Source organism: Bacillus infantis, from assembly GCF_020171945.1.
Lineage (GTDB): Bacteria > Bacillota > Bacilli > Bacillales > Cytobacillaceae > Bacillus_AB > Bacillus_AB infantis_A.
This window is the reverse complement of record NZ_JAIVAP010000002.1, coordinates 113,235-131,271: the sequence shown is the minus strand read 5'-3', so window position 1 is coordinate 131,271 and position 18,037 is coordinate 113,235. Positions and strand designations below refer to the sequence as shown.

Annotated in this window: 16 protein-coding genes; 4 read left to right on the top strand and 12 right to left on the bottom strand. The window is 46.5% G+C overall.

Annotation, left to right across the window (positions count from 1 at the left end):
• Positions 1–47: 47 nt before the first annotated feature.
• Together LCM00_RS04745 and sppA are read right to left on the bottom strand one after the other, a co-directional pair.
• Complete coding sequence (locus LCM00_RS04745) at positions 48–551, bottom strand: RDD family protein (protein ID WP_404802141.1); 504 nt, start codon at positions 549–551, stop codon at positions 48–50.
• A gap of 13 nt (positions 552–564) precedes the next feature.
• Complete coding sequence (gene sppA, locus LCM00_RS04740; RefSeq protein ID WP_224898414.1) at positions 565–1,572, bottom strand: signal peptide peptidase SppA; 1,008 nt, start codon at positions 1,570–1,572, stop codon at positions 565–567.
• Positions 1,573–1,716: 144 nt separating this feature from the next.
• On the opposite strand from sppA, the gene LCM00_RS04735 reads away from it, so the two are divergent.
• Positions 1,717–2,520, top strand: a complete 804-nt coding sequence (locus LCM00_RS04735; RefSeq protein WP_404802140.1) for an NAD kinase — start codon at positions 1,717–1,719, stop codon at positions 2,518–2,520.
• Between the two features lie 501 nt (positions 2,521–3,021).
• Here the strand turns inward: LCM00_RS04735 and rarD are convergent.
• The 6 genes from rarD to LCM00_RS04705 form a co-directional block, all read right to left on the bottom strand.
• Positions 3,022–3,948, bottom strand: coding sequence for an EamA family transporter RarD (gene rarD / locus LCM00_RS04730; RefSeq protein WP_224898410.1), 927 nt, complete (start codon positions 3,946–3,948; stop codon positions 3,022–3,024).
• A 95-nt stretch (positions 3,949–4,043) separates the two neighbouring features.
• On the bottom strand, positions 4,044–5,648 hold the full coding sequence (locus tag LCM00_RS04725; RefSeq protein ID WP_224898408.1) for an amidohydrolase: 1,605 nt from the start codon (positions 5,646–5,648) through the stop codon (positions 4,044–4,046).
• A 152-nt stretch (positions 5,649–5,800) separates the two neighbouring features.
• Positions 5,801–7,387, bottom strand: coding sequence for an acyl-CoA synthetase MbcS (gene mbcS / locus LCM00_RS04720; protein ID WP_224898406.1), 1,587 nt, complete (start codon positions 7,385–7,387; stop codon positions 5,801–5,803).
• A gap of 140 nt (positions 7,388–7,527) precedes the next feature.
• Positions 7,528–7,731: an alpha/beta-type small acid-soluble spore protein gene (locus tag LCM00_RS04715; protein ID WP_224898403.1), complete on the bottom strand. Its 204-nt coding sequence runs from the start codon at positions 7,729–7,731 to the stop codon at positions 7,528–7,530.
• Between the two features lie 101 nt (positions 7,732–7,832).
• Entirely contained in the window at positions 7,833–9,038 is a 1,206-nt protein-coding gene (thiI, locus tag LCM00_RS04710) for a tRNA uracil 4-sulfurtransferase ThiI (protein ID WP_224898401.1), read from the bottom strand.
• 1 nt (position 9,039) lies between these two features.
• Complete coding sequence (locus LCM00_RS04705; RefSeq protein ID WP_224898399.1) at positions 9,040–10,182, bottom strand: cysteine desulfurase family protein; 1,143 nt, start codon at positions 10,180–10,182, stop codon at positions 9,040–9,042.
• Between the two features lie 232 nt (positions 10,183–10,414).
• Here LCM00_RS04705 and brnQ point away from each other — a divergent pair, with 232 nt between their 5' ends.
• Complete coding sequence (brnQ, locus tag LCM00_RS04700; protein ID WP_224898396.1) at positions 10,415–11,740, top strand: branched-chain amino acid transport system II carrier protein; 1,326 nt, start codon at positions 10,415–10,417, stop codon at positions 11,738–11,740.
• Positions 11,741–11,798: 58 nt separating this feature from the next.
• Here brnQ and ezrA read toward each other — a convergent pair whose 3' ends face one another.
• Positions 11,799–13,496 (bottom strand): septation ring formation regulator EzrA, encoded by a 1,698-nt coding sequence (ezrA, locus tag LCM00_RS04695; protein WP_224898394.1) that lies wholly within the window; start codon positions 13,494–13,496, stop codon positions 11,799–11,801.
• Between the two features lie 352 nt (positions 13,497–13,848).
• On the opposite strand from ezrA, the gene hisJ reads away from it, so the two are divergent.
• On the top strand, positions 13,849–14,646 hold the full coding sequence (gene hisJ / locus LCM00_RS04690; protein ID WP_224898392.1) for a histidinol-phosphatase HisJ: 798 nt from the start codon (positions 13,849–13,851) through the stop codon (positions 14,644–14,646).
• On the opposite strand, the gene refZ is transcribed toward hisJ, so the two are convergent.
• On the bottom strand, positions 14,643–15,272 hold the full coding sequence (gene refZ, locus LCM00_RS04685) for a forespore capture DNA-binding protein RefZ (RefSeq protein ID WP_224898389.1): 630 nt from the start codon (positions 15,270–15,272) through the stop codon (positions 14,643–14,645). The two genes, hisJ and refZ, sit on opposite strands and share 4 nt — an antisense overlap.
• A gap of 231 nt (positions 15,273–15,503) precedes the next feature.
• Here refZ and LCM00_RS04680 point away from each other — a divergent pair, with 231 nt between their 5' ends.
• Positions 15,504–15,983 carry a GAF domain-containing protein gene (locus LCM00_RS04680; RefSeq protein ID WP_224898386.1) on the top strand — a complete coding sequence of 160 codons (480 nt, stop codon included), beginning with the start codon at positions 15,504–15,506 and terminating at the stop codon, positions 15,981–15,983.
• Positions 15,984–16,226: 243 nt separating this feature from the next.
• Here the strand turns inward: LCM00_RS04680 and LCM00_RS04675 are convergent, their stop codons facing one another.
• Both LCM00_RS04675 and megL read right to left on the bottom strand, forming a co-directional pair.
• Complete coding sequence (locus LCM00_RS04675) at positions 16,227–16,652, bottom strand: OsmC family protein (protein ID WP_224898384.1); 426 nt, start codon at positions 16,650–16,652, stop codon at positions 16,227–16,229.
• Between the two features lie 114 nt (positions 16,653–16,766).
• Positions 16,767–17,954 (bottom strand): methionine gamma-lyase, encoded by a 1,188-nt coding sequence (gene megL, locus LCM00_RS04670; protein ID WP_224898382.1) that lies wholly within the window; start codon positions 17,952–17,954, stop codon positions 16,767–16,769.
• Between the last annotated feature and the right edge of the window lie 83 nt (positions 17,955–18,037).

Below are 18,037 nucleotides of genomic sequence, written 5' to 3'. Positions count from 1 at the left end.
ATAAACCTGCCGGCAGCAGGCCGGCAGGCGATTCTTTCAATTATTCGTTATTTTCTTTCGTGAATGACGCTTGTATCGGCAAACAGGTCATGAAGCCCCTGTTTTTTCGGCAGAAAAGCGACAATGATATAGCCAATACAAATAGTGGCGGAAATGAAGCGCCCGACCCACTCCCTGAACAATATGGTGCTCCAGGACATTTCTTCTTCTTTAAGGCTGACTACTTTCAGCCCGAATATCATTTTCCCGAGCGTCTGCCTGAAATACTTTGTCATCAGAACAAAATAGGCATAAAAAATGATGCTTGTGACGATATTTGCCGGAGTGAAAATCCCGGAATCAGCAAGGGGAAGATCCACCGCCCGAAAAATCGGATGCACAATGATGCGGTTAATGCTGCCAATGACAATGAGATCGGCCAGATAGGCCCAGAACCTCATCCAAAAACCGGCAAAACGGGGTGCTGCCATTTGATCTTCATAAGGCGGGCGGGCTGGTGAATGATTGTCAGCAGGAGAATCTTTTTCCAAATGGCTGTCTATTGTGGTCATTTGCCATCCCTCCTCATTCTGAATACATGTACATCAGGCGCGGGGCATTCGGCTGTGACAATAGCTTCATCATGCCGGCCATTTCAATATCATCGCCCATCACTTTCCGCGCACCCATGCTGAACAGGGAGCCAAAGCCCATATTTTCCGAATAGCTGACAACCTGTGCACCCTTAAGCTTATGGTCTTTCTCCAGTTCATCGACAACATCTTCAAAGAAGCCGAAATCATCAATCAGATTCAGCTCTTTTGCCTGGCGGCCGTCATAAATCCGTCCGTCGGCGATTTTCCGTACCTGGTCTGCGGGGATGCCTCTTCCTTCTGAAATGACTTTAACAAAGCCTTCATAAGAATTGTCGATCATAGACTGGAGAATCTCCCGTTCTTCCTCGGTCATATCCCTCGTAGGGCTCATGATGTCCTTATAAGGCCCGCTTTTGATTGTTACAAACTCCACACCGTACTTTTCGGCAAGTCCTGCATAATTATAGCCTTGCATGATGACACCCAGGGAGCCTGTGAGGGTTTCAGGGCTGGCATAGATTTTTTCAGCAGGAGCAGAAATATAATAGCCGCCGGAAGCAGCCATGGATCCCATAGATATGTATACAGGCTTTTTCGCTTCCTTCTGGATTTCTACGATCTTATCATGGATCTCCGAGCTTTCCACCACACCGCCTCCTGGGGAATTCACGCGGAGAATGACCGCTTTCACGCTATCATCCTCTTTAACATGGTCCAGCTTTTTCATGAAAGATTTGTGGTTATAGCCGGGACTGGCAAACAGTGAGCTGGCATCTCCGGCATCCTGGATGGTCCCATCTACATTCAGGACGGCAATTTTCTTTGAATTGCTGCCCGGTTCAATAATTTCTTCGGCAAATGCTTCATCAACCGGAAACATATCCGCAAATGTACTTTCGGCATTTCTAAATGCGAAAGTCGACAGCACACTAGTAATAATGGAGAAAAACAGCAGTGCAGCAGCTATCCCAAGAGCCGCCCATCTTTTTCCATTCATATCTTCTCCTCCTTTTTTTCCTTTTCCATGTGTTAATACGCAATAACTTTTAAAATGTTTCAAAAACATGTACACTGATGACAATAAACGTTATTGCCGCAAAATACCAATCATACGCAAATATTATCATTTTGAATGGGAGGAATGAAAGTGACGCGCCGAAACTTATATTTTTATCATAAGAAAGATTCTGAAATGATGGAAAAAGCGGGCCATCTTTATGAGCTGGCCGAAAAATACGGATTCACCATAGTCAATGACTTTAAACAGGCTAATATCATTGTGAGCATTGGCGGTGACGGAACCTTTCTTCAGGCCGTGCGCAAGACCGGTTTCCGCGAGGACTGCCTGTACGCGGGCATCTCTACGACCGGCACATTGAGCATGTACTGCGATTTCCATATTGATGACACATCCAAGATGATTGAAGCAATGGCCAATGAACAGATTGAAGTCAGGAGATACCCGACCATGGAGATTAAGGTGGATGATGAATCCTCCTTCTATTGCCTGAATGAATTCAGCATACGGTCTGCAATCATCAAAACATTTGTTATGGATGTATTTATCGACAATCTCCATTTCGAAACCTTCAGGGGAGATGGCATGATTGTCGCAACCCCGACAGGCAGTACAGCCTATAATAAATCGGTCAATGGCGCCATCGTTGACCCTATGCTCCCTTGCCTGCAGGTCAGCGAACTGGCATCCCTGAACAATAACCGCTACAGGACACTTGGTTCATCATTCATCCTGAGCAGCGGCCGCAGCCTGACCCTCAGAGTCATCCAGGATGGCAATGACCACCCGACAATGGGAATGGACAACGAAGCATTAAGCATCCAGCATGTCGAAAAAATCGAAGCCAAGCTGAGCGGCAAACAAATCAAGACCGTCAAACTTAAGGACAACTCCTTCTGGGAAAAGGTGAAGAGGAGTTTTCTATAAAAAAGGCGGATTGTCTGAAAATTGTCAAAAACCCGCAGCGGAGTCATGTAACCTGATACCAGATGGGATACATGACTTCCTTTTTTTCTCTACTCTCATGTATCTCAGGAGCCTGTTGGAGTACATGACTTCACTTTTTTTATACACTCATGTATCCCAGGAGCCTGCTGGAGTACATGACTTCACTTTTTTTTATACACTCATGTATCCCAGGAGCCTGTTGGAGTACATGACTTCACTTTTTTTTATACACTCATGTATCCCAAGAGCCTGTTGGAGTACATGACTTCACTTTTTTTTATACACTCATGTACCCCAGGAGCCTGCTGCGGTACATGACTTCACTTATTCTCCCGCCCCCCACGCACCTCAAAATCCCGTTCAATTCACCGTACCCTAAGCACAAAAGCCCTTTGGCTGCCTGCCCTCCACGCACCTAACCTGCAGCTCTGGCCAAGGGACGTACAATAGAAAAAGGAAGAGGCCTTCGCCTCTTCCTTTTTACATCCCCAGCCCTTTCCCATGTTTCCATTTCATATTGGCAAATAGCTTAGTCTTGGACAGCGAGTAGACGGTCAAAGCAAGCCAAATGAACAAGAATGCGACCAGATGGGTCTTTGTGAATTCTTCACCATATACAAAGATGCCAAGCAGCAGTGTCAATGTCGGGGCGATATACTGCAGATAACCCAGCATGGAAAGCGGAATTTTCTGTGCTCCTTTGGCAAAATACAGAAGCGGGATCGCAGTGGCTGCCCCTGCACCGATCAGCAGGAGATCCGTTCCTGTGGAGATGGCCAGGAATGACTGCTTTCCGTCTGCAAATAAATAGATCAGATATCCAAGTGCCAATGGCATGACCACCATCGTTTCGAGCGTCAGTCCAATGGCAGATTCCACCTTGATCAGTTTTTTTGCCAAACCGTAAAGGCCGAAAGATAAAGCAAGCGCAACCGCAATCCATGGAAATCTGCCATAAGAGAGGGTCATGATAAGCACACCCGCAGCCGCCAGCAGGAAAGAAACTGTCTGCACAGAAGAAAGCTTTTCTTTTAAAACGACTATACCCAGAAGGACACTGACCAGCGGGTTGATATAATAGCCAAGGCTTGCTTCAATCATCTGGCCGGAATTGACTGCCCAAATATATATGAACCAGTTGCAGCTTACGAGCAGAGAGGCAATTGTCAGAGCGAGCATTTGCTTCTTGTTATTCCGTATTCCTCTCAATGTCTTGATAAAATCCGGCCATTTTCTGGTCAGGGCGAGTACAGCCAGCATAAAGATGAAGGACCAGAAAACCCGGCTGGCCAGAATTTCATCAGCACTCACATGATTGAGAAGCTTCCAGTAGATCGGCAGGATGCCCCATATCAAATAAGACAGCCCTGCATACAGGGCCCCTTGTTTTACTTCAGTATCTGTCATTGTTGGTTAGCCTCGATTCTTTCTAATATCGAAATAATTATAAAGCCAAAAGAAAAAAACTGGCAACCTATTCGTTTTAGCCGGCATTCGCCCGCTTAATTCTGTCCGCGCTTATAAACGGTTTTTCCACCTATTACTGTCTCGTTGACTCGTGTGCGGAGGAGTGCCTCCGGATCTTCTTCGAATATATTCCGGTCAAGGATTGTGAAGTCAGCAAGATATCCTTCCTTGATCATTCCCCTGTCACCTTCATGGCAGATTGCATATGCGCTTCCTTTTGTATATAAGGAAACAGCTTCGTACATGGATAATGCCTCCTCTTTGATATAGGCAATCCTCCCGGGGTCATCGCTGCTGGTTCTTGTAACCGCAGAATGGATGCCGAGGAGCGGGTCAGCTTGCTCGATTGGCGCATCAGATCCGCCTGCACACGGAATTCCTTCATCAAGCAATGTTTTCCAGGCATAACAGTAGTCCATATGCTCTTCGCCGATCCTGCTGATGACCCACGGAAAGTCAGAAGCCAGGAATCTTGGCTGGATATCCAGTATAAGCGGCAGCTTTTTTGCTCGCGGAAGGAGTTCTTTTCGTAATATCTGTGCATGAATAAGCCGGTCCCTGCCTTTTCCTTTCAGCGGGTATTTTTCAATGCTGTTCAGCGACATTTCAAAAGCCTTGTCACCAATGGCATGTATGGCAACCGGCATATCCAGCTCCCTGGCTTTTTTCAATAGCCCGTCAAGCTGATCCTGTGTAAAAATGGCCACTCCTGAGGTTGAAGGATCATCCGCATACGGATGGCTCAGCAAAGCGGTCCGGCCTCCCAAAGCCCCGTCTGAAAAAATCTTCATTGCACCGAATTCTATCCACTCATCCCCGCCAAGATAATTTCCGCCCTCAAGCTTCATCTCATTGATAACCTCATGATGGACGAGCAGGTGGGCGCGGAAAGCTAGTTTATCTTCGCCAATGACCTCCTTGAATGTCCCATAGGTACCCTGGAAGCCGCCATAATAATTAAGATCCTCAGTATGTGCCCCTGTAAGGCCCAGTGCATAGGCATCCTGTATGGCTGCACGCATCGCCGTTTCAAGATACTCTCCCGATGCCCCCGGCAGAATAGAAAAAATAAGCTCCTGGGCCTGATCCTTCAGAAGGCCAGTTGGAAGGCCTTCCTCACTTTTTTCAATGACCCCGCCTGGAGGGCAAATGGTATCCGGGGTAATTCCGCCTGCTTCCAATGCTTTCGAATTGACGGCGATTGCATGCCGGCAAATCCTCTTCAGGCAGACCGGATGTTCAGGGACCGCTTCATCAAGCTCCTTTGCCAGCAAGGGGTCAGGGATGTCCCATAAATTTTCATTCCATCCCTCGCCGATGATCCAGCTGCCTTTTGGAAACCTGCCTGCATACTCCTTCACAGAGTCAAGCACTTCTGCTTTAGTGGTGCAGCCGGACAAGTCAAGTCTTATCAGCCTTTCTCCATGTCCGATTAAGTGCATATGGCTGTCCACAAATCCGGGCAGCATCAAGCTTCCCTCAAGGTCCCTCATTTCAGAGGGTTTTACCGAGTAGTTTCTTTTCAATTCTTCCAGCGGCCCTGCCCCCAGGATCTTTCCATTCTCGGTCATGACTGCTTCAGTTTTATGCCCTTCTTGCTGAAGGGTGTATATATGTCCTCCATGCCATAAAGTCCGCATCTTTTTTTGCTCCTTTGCTTCCTATTCTGGCACAGAAAACAATAATCAGTGCCTGCTGATATGATTATATCTTCTTTTTGGACACAAAAAAACTGAGCTTTAAAAAGCTCAGAGTTAAAACTAATTATTTATAGGAACTTCCCAGGTGAATACTAGCTGCGGGCAGCCTGCTCCATTTCTTTTTTCCTCAGCTCTACCCTGCGGATCTTTCCTGACGTGGTCTTCGGAAGCTCCGAAAGAAACTCGATCCTGCGGGGATATTTATAAGGGGCAGTCAGCTCCTTTACATGCTCCTGCAAGGTACTGATGAGATCCGGCTTATCTTCGGCGATGCCATCCTGCAGGACGATAAAGGCTTTTACGACTGCTCCGCGGATTTCGTCCGGGCTCGCCACAACGGCACATTCCTTTACGTACGGGTGCTTGACAAGGGCATCCTCCACCTCAAACGGCCCGATCGTATATCCGGAGCTGATGATAATATCATCTCCCCTGCCTTCAAACCAAAAGTACCCGTCTTCATCCTTTTTCGCTTTATCTCCGGTTACATAATATTCACCGCGGAATTGCATAGCCGTCCGTTCAGGATCCTTATAATAATTTTTAAATAATGCAGGGGTTTCAATATGGACGGCAATATCGCCGACTTCCCCAGGTCCGCACGCTTGACCGTCTTCAGTGATAATCTCGACAGAATTTCCGGGGATCGGCTTGCCCATTGAACCCGGCCTAAGCTCCATGCCTTTTGTAATGCCGACCAGCAGGGTGTTTTCCGTCTGGCCGTATCCGTCACGCACTTCAATATTAAAATGTTTTTTGAAAGTATCAATCACTTCGCGGTTGAGCGGCTCCCCTGCCGAGACGGCACTATGAAGATCCGGGAGGCTGTATTCAGCAAGATTGTCGACCTTTGCCATCAGCCTGTATTCTGTAGGTGTGCAGCAAAGGACATTGACTTTGTAATCTTGAAGGAGTGCAAGATATTTTTTGGGCTCGAATTTCCCGGAATACACCAGTCCTGTTCCCCCGGATCCCAGCACGGAGAGGAAGGGGCTCCATATCCATTTCTGCCAGCCGGGGCCTGCAGTTGCCCAGACAGTATCCCCTTCATTGATGCAAAGCCAGTTAGGACCGGCGGCTCGGAGATGTGCATATGCCCAGCCATGTGTATGTACAACTCCCTTGGGATTGCCCGTTGTGCCGGAAGTATAGGACAGGAAAGCCATATCGTCCTTGCTTGTTCCCGCAGTCTCCATGATATCAGAGGCTGCATCCATCTTTTCGTCCAGCGGAATCCAGCCTGGCACAGGCTCTCCAATCACAAACTTAGGCAGGCCCTCTGCTTCAGGAACATCTTCAAATTGCTCTGTAAACGGCGAAAAGCATACGATGGCCTTCACATCGCCATGATTGATTCTGTACTGAATGTCTTTAGAGCGGAGCATCTCTGAGCAGGGAATGACTACCAGGCCCATTTTAAGTGCAGCTATGTACGTCTGGTAAGCTTCTATCAGGCGCGGGACCATAATCAGAACGACATCCCCCTGCCTCAAACCGTTTTCGGAGAAAACGTTTCCAATTTTATTGGCATTGGATAAGAGCCTTGGATATGTAATTTCCTTTCTTTCTCCTTCCCCGCTTTCCCAAAGGATGGCTGTCCTTTCAGGCTTATCAGCAAACTTTTCCATTTCAGAGACCAGATTATATTTTTCTGGCGCCAGCAGATCTTCACGCTTCATGTCATATGTCCTCCTCATCTAAAATTGTATCAATAATTATATTATACATAATTTTTCAAAAATTATAAAATGTATAACAAAAAGTAAAGGAGCAGGCTGGTGAGCCTGCTCCTTTGTAGCCATATTATTTATTTTTTGGATTAGCGTTGGTAACCGCCAAGCTGTTGTTCAGCCATTTGAACTAAACGCTTAGTGATTTCTCCTCCTACTGAACCGTTAGCACGTGCAGTTGTTTCAGCGCCAAGGTTTACACCAAATTCAGTAGCGATTTCGTATTTCATTGAGTCAAGAGCTTGTTGTACACCAGGTACTAGAAGCTGGTTAGAGCTGTTGTTGTTTGCCATGTGATTTCACCTCCTTGTGAGTTTAGAATGTGTAGAATCACATGGCTTCATACAAATATTAATTGGTAATGTTTTCATCGCCCGTCCGATTTTCATTCTCCCTAGAAAAGATCGTCCTCACTGTCGTTACCGGATTCATACGGCTTGATGTGAATTGTTTCAATATGCTCTACAGCTTTTGCAATAAGCGCATCAAAATCAACAAAGCTTTCATAATATGCTGCCTTTTCAAGTTTAGGCTTCGTTTTGGGCGAAGCCGGGACAAATACGGTGCAGCAGTCATCGTATGGCAGGATAGATATATCATGGGTATCAATTTCCTGGGCGATCTCAATGATATCGGTCTTATCCATTGTTATCAGCGGGCGCAGGACCGGCGTGCTTGTCACTTCATTGATGGCATACATGCTGTCCAGTGTCTGGCTTGCAACCTGGCCGAGGCTTTCACCTGTAATGACAGCGAGCCCTCCATACTTTTCGCGGATCAGATCCGTGATTTTAAGCATCAGCCTTCTGGTGGTTGTCATCGTGTAATTTTCAGGCACCTGCTTTTGGATGAGCTGCTGGATTTCCGTAAAAGGAACAATATGAAGGACCATTTGCCCTGTATAACCCGCCAGCTTTTCAGCCAGGTCAACCACCTTTTGCTTAGATCTTTCGCTGGTGAAGGGAGGGCTGTAGAAATGAACAGCTTCTACGTCAAGCCCTCGCTTCATTGATAAATAGCCTGCGACCGGGCTGTCAATTCCCCCAGAAAGCATAAGCATCGCCTTGCCGCCTGACCCGGCCGGCATACCTCCGGCTCCCTGGATATTTTCGCATGAAAGATATGCGGCTTCCGGCCTGATTTCAGCCTGGAGATTAATATCCGGCTTTTTCACATCCACCTTCAAGCCTTCCATATTCTTCAGGATATGTGAGCCAAGGGCATGGTTCAGTTCTCCTGTGTCAAGGTGAAAGCCCTTGTCCGCTCTCCGCGCCGATACCTTAAAGGTATCACCATCCTTGTATGCCCGCTTTAAAAGTGACAGGGTAGCGTCCTTGATTTTTTCTATATCCTTTTCAGCTTTCACAGCAGGACTGAAGGATTGAATGCCAAAGACTCCTTTGAGCTTCTCGATGATCTCTTCCCCATTTTCACCGTTAAGCTGGATGAACATCCTGTCCCTCTGACCCTCGATCCTGATGGCAGGATAGCTGTGCAGAACTTTCTTAATGCTTCTTTTCAGCTTCTCGACAAACTTCCCCCTGTTTCGGCCTTTTGTTGAAATTTCTCCATAGCGGATTAATATGCGGTCATAATTCATTTTATTTCATTACCTTCCTTAGCGTTTTCGCTGTTTCTTCAATTGCCTGCAGCACAGCTTTTGCTTCCTCTGCTGTATTATCATAGGAAAGGCTGATCCTGATGCTGCTTGCTGCAGCCTCCTCAGGAATGCCCATGGCCAGCAGTGTCCTGCTGACAGCTTTCTTTTTCGAGGAACAGGCACTTGTGGTGGAGACATATATATTTTTTTCCTCAAGGGAATGCACAAATACTTCTGCCTTCAAGCCTGGTGCAGAAAAATTGAGAATGTGCGGAGCCGAGCCTTGAAGCGGTGTATGGACAAAGATGCCTTCAATGGATTCCAGTCCTTCCCTAAGCAAAGACTTTACGTGTCCAAGCTGCTCCAGTTGGCTCCTGTACCTCTCAAGGCTGACTCTGAGCGCCTTGGCCATACTGACAATCCCAGGAACATTCTCTGTTCCGCTCCGCTGGTTCCATTCCTGGCTTCCGCCTGAAAACAGCGGTGAAAGCTTGACGCCTTCCCTGATGTAAAGGACACCTGTGCCTTTTAAACCGTGGAATTTATGGGCAGATATGGTGCAAAGGTCTATTTCATTTTTTTGAAAATCAAGCGGGACCTTTGCTATGCCCTGGACATGATCCACATGAAAAAGCACCTTTGAATAGGGCTTGAGCATTTTGCCGATTTCAGCAATCGGCTGGATGGTGCCAACCTCATTATTAACATGGATGACGCTCACAAGAATCGTATCATGGCATAAGGCAGCTTCTATGTCCTCCGGCCTGATTCTCCCATCCTGGTCTACAGGAATATACGTAACCCGGAACCCGAGCTCTTTCAGCTGTTCAAATGCTTCTGCCACTGATGAATGCTCCGAGGCAGTCGTAATGAGATGGCGCCCCCTGCTTTTATGCATCATTGCAGTCCCTTTTACAGCCAGATTATTTCCTTCAGTTCCGCCTGAAGTAAAGAAGATTTCCTTCTGGCCTGCTCCCAGGAGCTCGGCAATCTGCATCCGGGCCTGTGAAAGGAGCTTTTCTGCCCTGCCCCCGATTCCGTGCAAAGACGAGGGATTGCCAAAGTAATCTGAGGCCACCTTATTAAATGAATCCAGCACTTCTTTATATGGTTTAGTTGTTGCACTATTATCAAAGTAAATCATGGGTCTTCCCCTTCCTTGAAAAACCGTTTAGCCAATAGTAAATCTTATCATACTGGGACAATGTTTTCATCTGCATAATCTTTTATATTTCTTTTGGAGGCCGAATACACAACAAAAGCCAGAAGCTTAAGTCTGAATGTTTTGACTATAATTCCTTTCGACAAATTTCTCACTTCCTGTGTTAGTATGTTAAATGTTCTAAACATTTTGATAGACAGTCATGGAGGTTTGTATGAATAATAAGAGCCTATCCAGCAGAGAAACAATCGCAATAGGACTGATGCTTTTCGCTCTTTTCTTTGGAGCAGGGAACATGATTTTCCCTCCATATCTCGGCCAGGAATCTGGTGTCAGCATGGGAAAGGCCATCATTGGATTTCTTATAACCGGAGTCGGCCTCCCGCTTTTGGGAGTCATCAGCATAGCCAAAGCTGGAGATCTTCGAACGCTGTCCGGAAGAGTTCACCCTGTTTTCGGGGCTGCCTTTACTTTGCTTTTGTATTTAGCCATTGGCCCGCTATTCGGGATTCCGCGGACCGGAACCGTTGCATATGAAATTGGCATCACCCCGTTTTTGCCTGATACCGTTTCTAAATACGGGATGGCACTGCTTTTTTATACCATTATCTTTTTTGCCGTTACAGCCTGGCTTTCAATGAATCCTTCTAAGCTTGTGGACCGGATCGGGAAATTATTTACTCCGATTCTTCTTGTTATACTGGCTATTCTGGCTGTAAAGAGTACGATCACCCCTTTGGGAGAGCCAATGGCTGCCAAAGGCGCGTATGCCGAAACGCCTTTTTTTAAAGGTTTCGTTGAAGGCTACTTAACCATGGATGCAATCGCCGCCCTTGTTTTTGGCATAGTTGTGATCGGTTCAATTAAAGAAAGAGGCATCAGCAGCTCAAAACAGATTGCAAAAATATGCATCTATTCCGGACTTATTGCTGCTGCTGCCCTTATGCTTGTTTACCTTTCGCTCGCATACATCGGGGCATCCGGGGCAGAATCGATTGGGTTCCAGGATAATGGAGGAGCTCTTCTTTCCGCCGCTGCTTCCCGTCTTTTCGGATCTTTTGGGGCTGTCATCCTTGGTCTGGCCATAACTTTTGCCTGCCTTACCACTTCTATTGGGCTCGTCTCTTCCTGTGCACAATATTTTTCAAAAGTTATGCCAGCCATTTCTTACAGGTCATTTGTGCTGATTTTATCCCTATTCAGCATGATGATTGCCAATATCGGCTTGACGCAGCTCATTTCTGTATCTTTGCCAATGCTAACGATGATCTATCCGCCGGCAATCGTACTGGTATTGCTTTCTTTTCTTCATCATGCTTTTGGCGGCTCAAGAGCTGTATATGCAGGAGCCCTGATTCCGGCAGGTCTGATCAGTACTATTGATGCAATAAAGGCAGCCGGGGCAGATACCCGGATTTTTTCAGAAATGCTGGGATTCCTTCCTCTCTATGCAGAAGGACTCGGCTGGGTCATTCCAGCCATTGCCGGGGGCCTGCTCGGCCTGCTCATTGCCGGAAGCGGCAGAAACACAGCAGAATAGACTGATAATTATTTCCCCTAAAATAAAAAACCAGATCTGCCAAAGCAGATCTGGTTTTTTATACATTTTCTTTATCGCCGATCATTTCTTCTATTCTTTTCAAAGCTCCTGGCTCAATCTCTTCAATAGATGAAGCAGCCTGCTCCAGTGCCTCTTTATAATTGTAGTTCCTGAATGAATCCTCCGCTTCCCTCAGTGCTTTGGCGATGGAAGGATACTTGCTTCGATACCTGTTTCCATACTGGATGACCTTTTCAGCCAGCTGGACGGTTTCAATCATTTCAGCCGTGCTGTCTGCAGCTTTATCAACTGTCATGACCGCTATTTCGAGATACTGCTGGACAGCAGGGATATCAAGGGGCTTCTCATCAAGCTTATCAATGACATTTTGGATGCTTTCCTTCGTGTCTTCCATTAAATACCGGTAATTTTGGGACAGCCCCGGTATATTGCTCTTGGATACGAGCCTGATGGTTTCCGACAGCTTTTTGCTGATTTCCTTTACCTTTTCCCGTGCGGAAAGCTCGTCCTTCCTTAAGGCCTGCAGCTTTTCTGCAAAATGGACCTGCTCTTCTGACAATGCTTCCAGTTCATTTTTTATATATTCCAGTTCTTCACCAAGAACTGAATGGGCAGAGCTTTGATTGCTGATTTTATGCTCAAGGATTTCAAAGCGTTTAAAAAGCTTGGTCAGCTTCGTTTCAAGCAGGCTGTGTGTTTCTTCGTCCTTTTCCTTGAGGTGGTAGCTTTGCTGTACGATGCCAAGCTCTTTCTTCAGCATAAAGTTTGCATCCTTGGCATTATATAACTCTGTACGGACCTTTTCATCATGCGATTGGATGAACTTTCTTGCATACACTTCTTTTTCAAGCAGATCATAGAGCGCATCGATTCTCTGCTTGATATCCTCAAGGCCCTCATGCGCTTCTCCGGTCTCTGCGCGTTCGATCATGGCGAGATATTCGGCTGCCTCTTTTTCTAATGACTCTGTTTCCTTATCCACTTCTACATGTTCAAGAATATATCCCTGCTGCTCCATTTCACGGAAGCCTTCTCTCACCTCGAGAAGCTGGGATGGGATATTGGATCCGGCATCCACCAGCAAATCGGGGATTGCTTCCATTTTCTTTTGGATACTGTCAAGCTGTGCCTGGATGGTCAGGACGATTTCCCTTGCCTGAAGATAGTCGCCGTTTGCTGTCCGGTCCTCAAAGTCCTGGAACTTCGCAAAAGCTTCATCAAGCTGGACGCCCAGGATGGCTTCAGCCTTTCCATAGGTATGCCGATGGGCGAGCAGCGCCTTTTTGCATTCCCTGTACTGATCTTTGAGTCCATCGATCTCGGTGCGGTTTTTTTCTTCGCTTCCGACCAGCTCATTGATTTCAGCAAGGAGGGATTTTATTTTATCCTCTATGCCTGCAAGGCTCTCCTCGATTGCCTGCTGAACTTCCTTTGCCTTCTTAAAGCGGTAGCGGTCGATATATTCCTCAGCATCAAACAGCAGCTCCTCCACTCCAGGAAGCTGCCCGGTAACGATATCGTCCCACTCATTCCGCCAGCGTTCGAACAGCTCCTCTGTCTGGCCTGTCATATTCAGCTGCTTCACTTTGGACATCTCGTCGAGAACCGGCCTGTCCGTAATGTCCATTTTCCAGCCTTCCAGCCGGTCTATTTCTTTATAATACTTCTTTTTCATTAGGTATCCCGTCAGAAATAGTGCAATCGCGATCACTATTCCTCCAATTATGTACTCCATTGAAAGCCCCCTGTTCTGCTGCCGAGCTGATAACTGATAGATATATGTAAAAAAAACTTGAAATATGCAATTCAATGTTTTTATGATACCATGTAAACGACAATTTTTGACTATTAATTTAATTTTTTTTGAGAGAAACTTGCTATTATAACCTGCTTGCCGTTTTTGTGCAAAACCCGGGATTCAGAATTGGCTGTTCCACTGCTCCCTTATTGAAGCCTGGAGCTTGTTTTTCCTCCTGGAAACTGGAACTGAACTTTTTTTAGCCCGGCACCTATAATTGAACAATACGTTTTGCCGCATTACAAATAATTCGCATTTTTGATTTTCGACAGAATGGAGCGATGCCCCTATGTTAAGGGATGGACATATACATACACCTTTTTGCCCCCATGGTTCAAAGGATGCTTTTGAAGAGTATATCGACAGGGCCCTTTCGCTCGGTTTTGCAGAACTGACCTTCACTGAGCATGCCCCGCTCCCCGACGGGTTCACAGACACAGCCCCTGCCCGGGACAGCGCCATGCAGGCAGATGAACTTGGAGCCTACTTCGAAGAAATCTGCCGTGTAAAAGCTCTCTACAAAAATAAAATCAAAATCAATGCAGGGCTTGAAGTGGATTTTATAGAGGGATTTGAAAAAGAAACAGGCAGCTTCCTCTCAAAGGTCGGGCATCTTCTGGATGACAGCATTCTTTCGGTCCACTTTTTGTATTATGATGGGCAATATGACTGTGCAGATTACAGCCCGGACGTCTTCTCCTCCATGATCAGCCGCTACGGCTCCGCAGAGGCTGTTTACAGAAAATACTATGAAACCGTCAGAAGGTCGATCACAGCTGACCTGGGTCCCTATAAGCCAAAGAGGATCGGCCATATTTCGCTGACCCATAAATTCCAAAAAAAATATCCTGCCGGCTTTGAAGACAAACAGGAGATTTCAAATATCCTTCAGTTGATGAAGCTCCACGGATACGCACTGGACTGCAACGGGGCAGGCACCGCAAAACCGCTCTGCCGGGAGCCTTATCCGCCGGAATGGGCTGCTTCGATGGCCAAATCCCTTGGCATCCAGCTCGTCTATGGTTCGGATGCACACCAGGCGAAAGAACTGGGGCAGGGCTTCGGCAGTTTCCCCTTTGAAGGCTAATTGGCCATGACGATTTCCCTTGCAGCATGTTCCCGGACGGCTCCGTCAATCCAATTATAGATTTCAATTAAGTATTTATCTGCGAAATATCTTTCGTTTGGAAAAACATGAAGCACCTCTGACACATACTGCATATTCAAGAATGGCATCGACAATAGCCCTTTAAACTGGATGATCAAATAACTGGGATGCTGAGAGCGGAATTCCTTCGCTCTCATTCCGATTTCAAATACTTTATTCAGATAATATTTTTCCTTCATCAAATAGGTAGACATAATTTCCCTCACCACCTGGGAGTCAAGCGAAATTTCCCTCAGGATAAAACGGGTCAGATGAATATTCCGGCTGTGATACAACAGGATATTTTCTGAAATAATCTTCAAGGCAGCCGCTGCCCCCAGATGCAGGCAAGAAAAGCCCTTCTCTATTTCAGCAATGTATCCCTCAAAGAATTCAGTGAAACAGTGTTCCAGCAGCCCATGCTTATTGTGAAAATAATAAGCGATATTGGCGGCATTCACTTTGGCTTTCGCGGCTATGTCACGTATGGATGTGCCGGTAAATCCGTTTGTATTAAAAAGGGAAATCGCTGCAGCAACAATGGCATCTTTCGAATTTTTTTTCATAATCCTACCTCGCTTCTTAAATTCCCATTGGCACAACGCAGTATGAATGGATATACAGGGACTGGACAGCAGAAAGTGGTAAACATCGCATATCTGTTCACTTACCTTTCTTAATTAAACATTCTTTTTATTTTCCGGTTGTCCTTTTAAAAAATATCGACAAAGTCTCCTCTTTTTCATCTCTATTTGATAGAATGAATAATAATTCTTCGAATAGTGGAGGGAAACACGTTGTTTAAAGTCGAAACATACAGCGAAGACCGCAAAAAAAATTACGCATTATTAAATAAACAGCTTCATGCTCTATTGGAAGGCGAACCAAACCGCATTGCAAATCTGAGCAATGCAGCAGCTCTGCTTAATCAATTTCTTGACCGCATTAACTGGGCCGGCTTTTATCTCATGGAGGATGGGGAGCTGGTCCTCGGTCCTTTCCAGGGGCTTCCGGCCTGTGTGAGGATCGCGCTCGGAAAAGGCGTCTGCGGTACTTCTGCCCACAAGCGCGAGACATTGCGCATTGAGGATGTCCATGCATTCCCAGGGCATATTGCCTGTGATGCAGCATCCCAATCAGAAATTGTAGTTCCCATCATAAAAAATGGAGAAGTATTCGGCGTCCTTGATATTGATTCTCCTGAAAAGAACCGCTTTGACGAAATCGACCAGCAGGGCCTGGAAGACTTTGTTGAAACACTCGTAAAACATATATAACACAAGACAAAAGCGGAAGCGCCTTGATCACCCCCGACAAGCACAAGACGAACCTCCCGGAAAGGCGTTCTTTGCCTTTTTGGGAGGTTTGGCTTGTGACCTCGAGGGGGTAGGCGCTGGAGCTGGACGTTGATCAAGAATTGATATTTATCCACAAGACTTACAACTTATAAATTCCTATACAAAGAAAAAAGCCTGTTCCGCTCGGGATCAGGCTTTTTTGCTGCTTTTTAATGAGTGATATTACAGGTGCTGGCCGCCGGCAGCCCCGTTAATAGAGTAGCTTACCGTGATATCCGCATTTAAAGACTTTGAGACAGAGCAGTATTTATCCTTTGACAGCTTGATGGCCCTGGCCACTTTATCTTCAGGAAGCTCCCCCTCTAATGCATAGTGGATATGGATTTCAGTGAACCTTTTCGGATGATCCTCAGCCCTTGACCCTTTTATGTCCATATGGAAAGAAGCTGGCTCAAGCCGCATCTTTTTCAGGATGGACACAATATCGATTCCCGTGCAGCCTGCCGCCGCGCTCAACAGCAGCTCTGTCGGCCTTGCTCCGGAATTCTCTCCCCCGGCTTCCTCAGATGCATCCATCATGATTTTATGGCCGGAAGGCGCATCCCCCGCAAACGCCATTTTTCCAGTCCATGTTACCGTCATATCCATGATATATCCTCCTTTATGGTCATCCTCTTATAAAAAATCTATGCTGTTTATATTCTTCCGGCAGGAGGCCTGGGGCATTCAGTTTTTTTGCCATCACTCTGTACCGGTCCATTTTTATTCTATTGAAGCAAATGCCTGTTCTAAATCATCCCGGATATCTTCCCAGGCTTCAAGCCCGGCAGACAGCCTGAGCATTGTGTCAGAAATCCCCATCTTCTCCCTTGTTTCTGGCGGGATTACCGAGTGTGTCATGGTGGCAGGATGCTGGATAAGAGTTTCTGCATCCCCGAGGCTTACGGCAATTTTTATGAATTGAAGCTGATTCATTAATTTCTGGGCCGTCTCCTTCGTGCCTCTAATTGAAAAAGACAGGATTCCGCCTCCGCTTCTCATTTGCTTTTGCATGACAGGATAATCTTTATGCTCGGGATCGCCAGGATAATAAACGTCCGTTACTTTTGGATGACCCTTTAAATATGCGGCCAGCTTTTCCGCATTGCTGGTGTGCCGGTCCATCCTTACCGGCAAAGTCTTCAGCCCCCTTAAAAGAAGCCAGGCATCAAATGGGGAAATAACGCCCCCGATATCCTTTTGGGTTGTGAAGGAGATTTCATCCATCAGCTCTTTCCTGCCCGCTGCAATGCCGGCAATCACATCTCCATGACCGCATATATATTTAGTTGCACTATGGATAACAATGTCGCAGCCCAATTGCAGCGGATTTTGCAGATACGGGGAGCAGAAGGTATTATCCACTATAACCGGGATTCCCTTTTCCCTGGCGGCCTCCACGGCCATTTCCAAATCAACAAGTTTCATAGTCGGATTGATTGGCGTTTCAATATAAAGGCAGGCAGTCTCCGGCCTGATTGCCTCCAGCAGCTGCTCTTTCGATTCCATCAAGGAAAAGTCATGGCTGATATTGTATTTCTCTTTCATCAGCTGAAGAAGGCCAAATGTACACCCATATACTCCCTGGGAGCATAATATATGATCCCCCGCTTTTGTCAGGGCAACCAGCACAGCGGAAACAGCAGCCATCCCCGAGCTGAAGGCCAATGCGGCCTCAGCCTGCTCGAGGGCAGCCATCCTTTCTTCAAGGACAGAAACAGTCGGATTGCCGAGCCTTGAATAGATATATCCCTCTTCTTCTCCAGAAAACCTCCGTTCACCCTGTTCTGCATTATCGAACACGAATGTGGAGGTTTGAAAAATCGGCGGTGCCAGACTCCCTTTAAACTCCCGGGCATCATACCCTTCATGGATCACTTTAGTCTCGAACCGCACATTCTTTTTCTCCATTGCAAATCCCCCTTAATATGAAAGCGTTTACAACACTCTATATTTACAGGATATGTTATTTTTCTGTTTTTGCAAAGCAATTT

Coding starts and splice junctions, on each gene's coding strand:
- ezrA (WP_224898394.1), bottom strand. CDS start 13,496: ATGGAGTACATAATTGGAGGAATAGTGATCGCGATTGCACTATTTCTG.
- LCM00_RS04735 (WP_404802140.1), top strand. CDS start 1,717: ATGAAAGTGACGCGCCGAAACTTATATTTTTATCATAAGAAAGATTCT.
- rarD (WP_224898410.1), bottom strand. CDS start 3,948: ATGACAGATACTGAAGTAAAACAAGGGGCCCTGTATGCAGGGCTGTCT.
- hisJ (WP_224898392.1), top strand. CDS start 13,849: ATGTTAAGGGATGGACATATACATACACCTTTTTGCCCCCATGGTTCA.
- LCM00_RS04745 (WP_404802141.1), bottom strand. CDS start 551: ATGACCACAATAGACAGCCATTTGGAAAAAGATTCTCCTGCTGACAAT.
- brnQ (WP_224898396.1), top strand. CDS start 10,415: ATGAATAATAAGAGCCTATCCAGCAGAGAAACAATCGCAATAGGACTG.
- sppA (WP_224898414.1), bottom strand. CDS start 1,572: ATGAATGGAAAAAGATGGGCGGCTCTTGGGATAGCTGCTGCACTGCTG.
- LCM00_RS04725 (WP_224898408.1), bottom strand. CDS start 5,648: ATGCGGACTTTATGGCATGGAGGACATATATACACCCTTCAGCAAGAA.
- thiI (WP_224898401.1), bottom strand. CDS start 9,038: ATGAATTATGACCGCATATTAATCCGCTATGGAGAAATTTCAACAAAA.
- refZ (WP_224898389.1), bottom strand. CDS start 15,272: ATGAAAAAAAATTCGAAAGATGCCATTGTTGCTGCAGCGATTTCCCTT.
- mbcS (WP_224898406.1), bottom strand. CDS start 7,387: ATGAAGCGTGAAGATCTGCTGGCGCCAGAAAAATATAATCTGGTCTCT.
- LCM00_RS04705 (WP_224898399.1), bottom strand. CDS start 10,182: ATGATTTACTTTGATAATAGTGCAACAACTAAACCATATAAAGAAGTG.
- LCM00_RS04675 (WP_224898384.1), bottom strand. CDS start 16,652: ATGGATATGACGGTAACATGGACTGGAAAAATGGCGTTTGCGGGGGAT.
- megL (WP_224898382.1), bottom strand. CDS start 17,954: ATGGAGAAAAAGAATGTGCGGTTCGAGACTAAAGTGATCCATGAAGGG.
- LCM00_RS04715 (WP_224898403.1), bottom strand. CDS start 7,731: ATGGCAAACAACAACAGCTCTAACCAGCTTCTAGTACCTGGTGTACAA.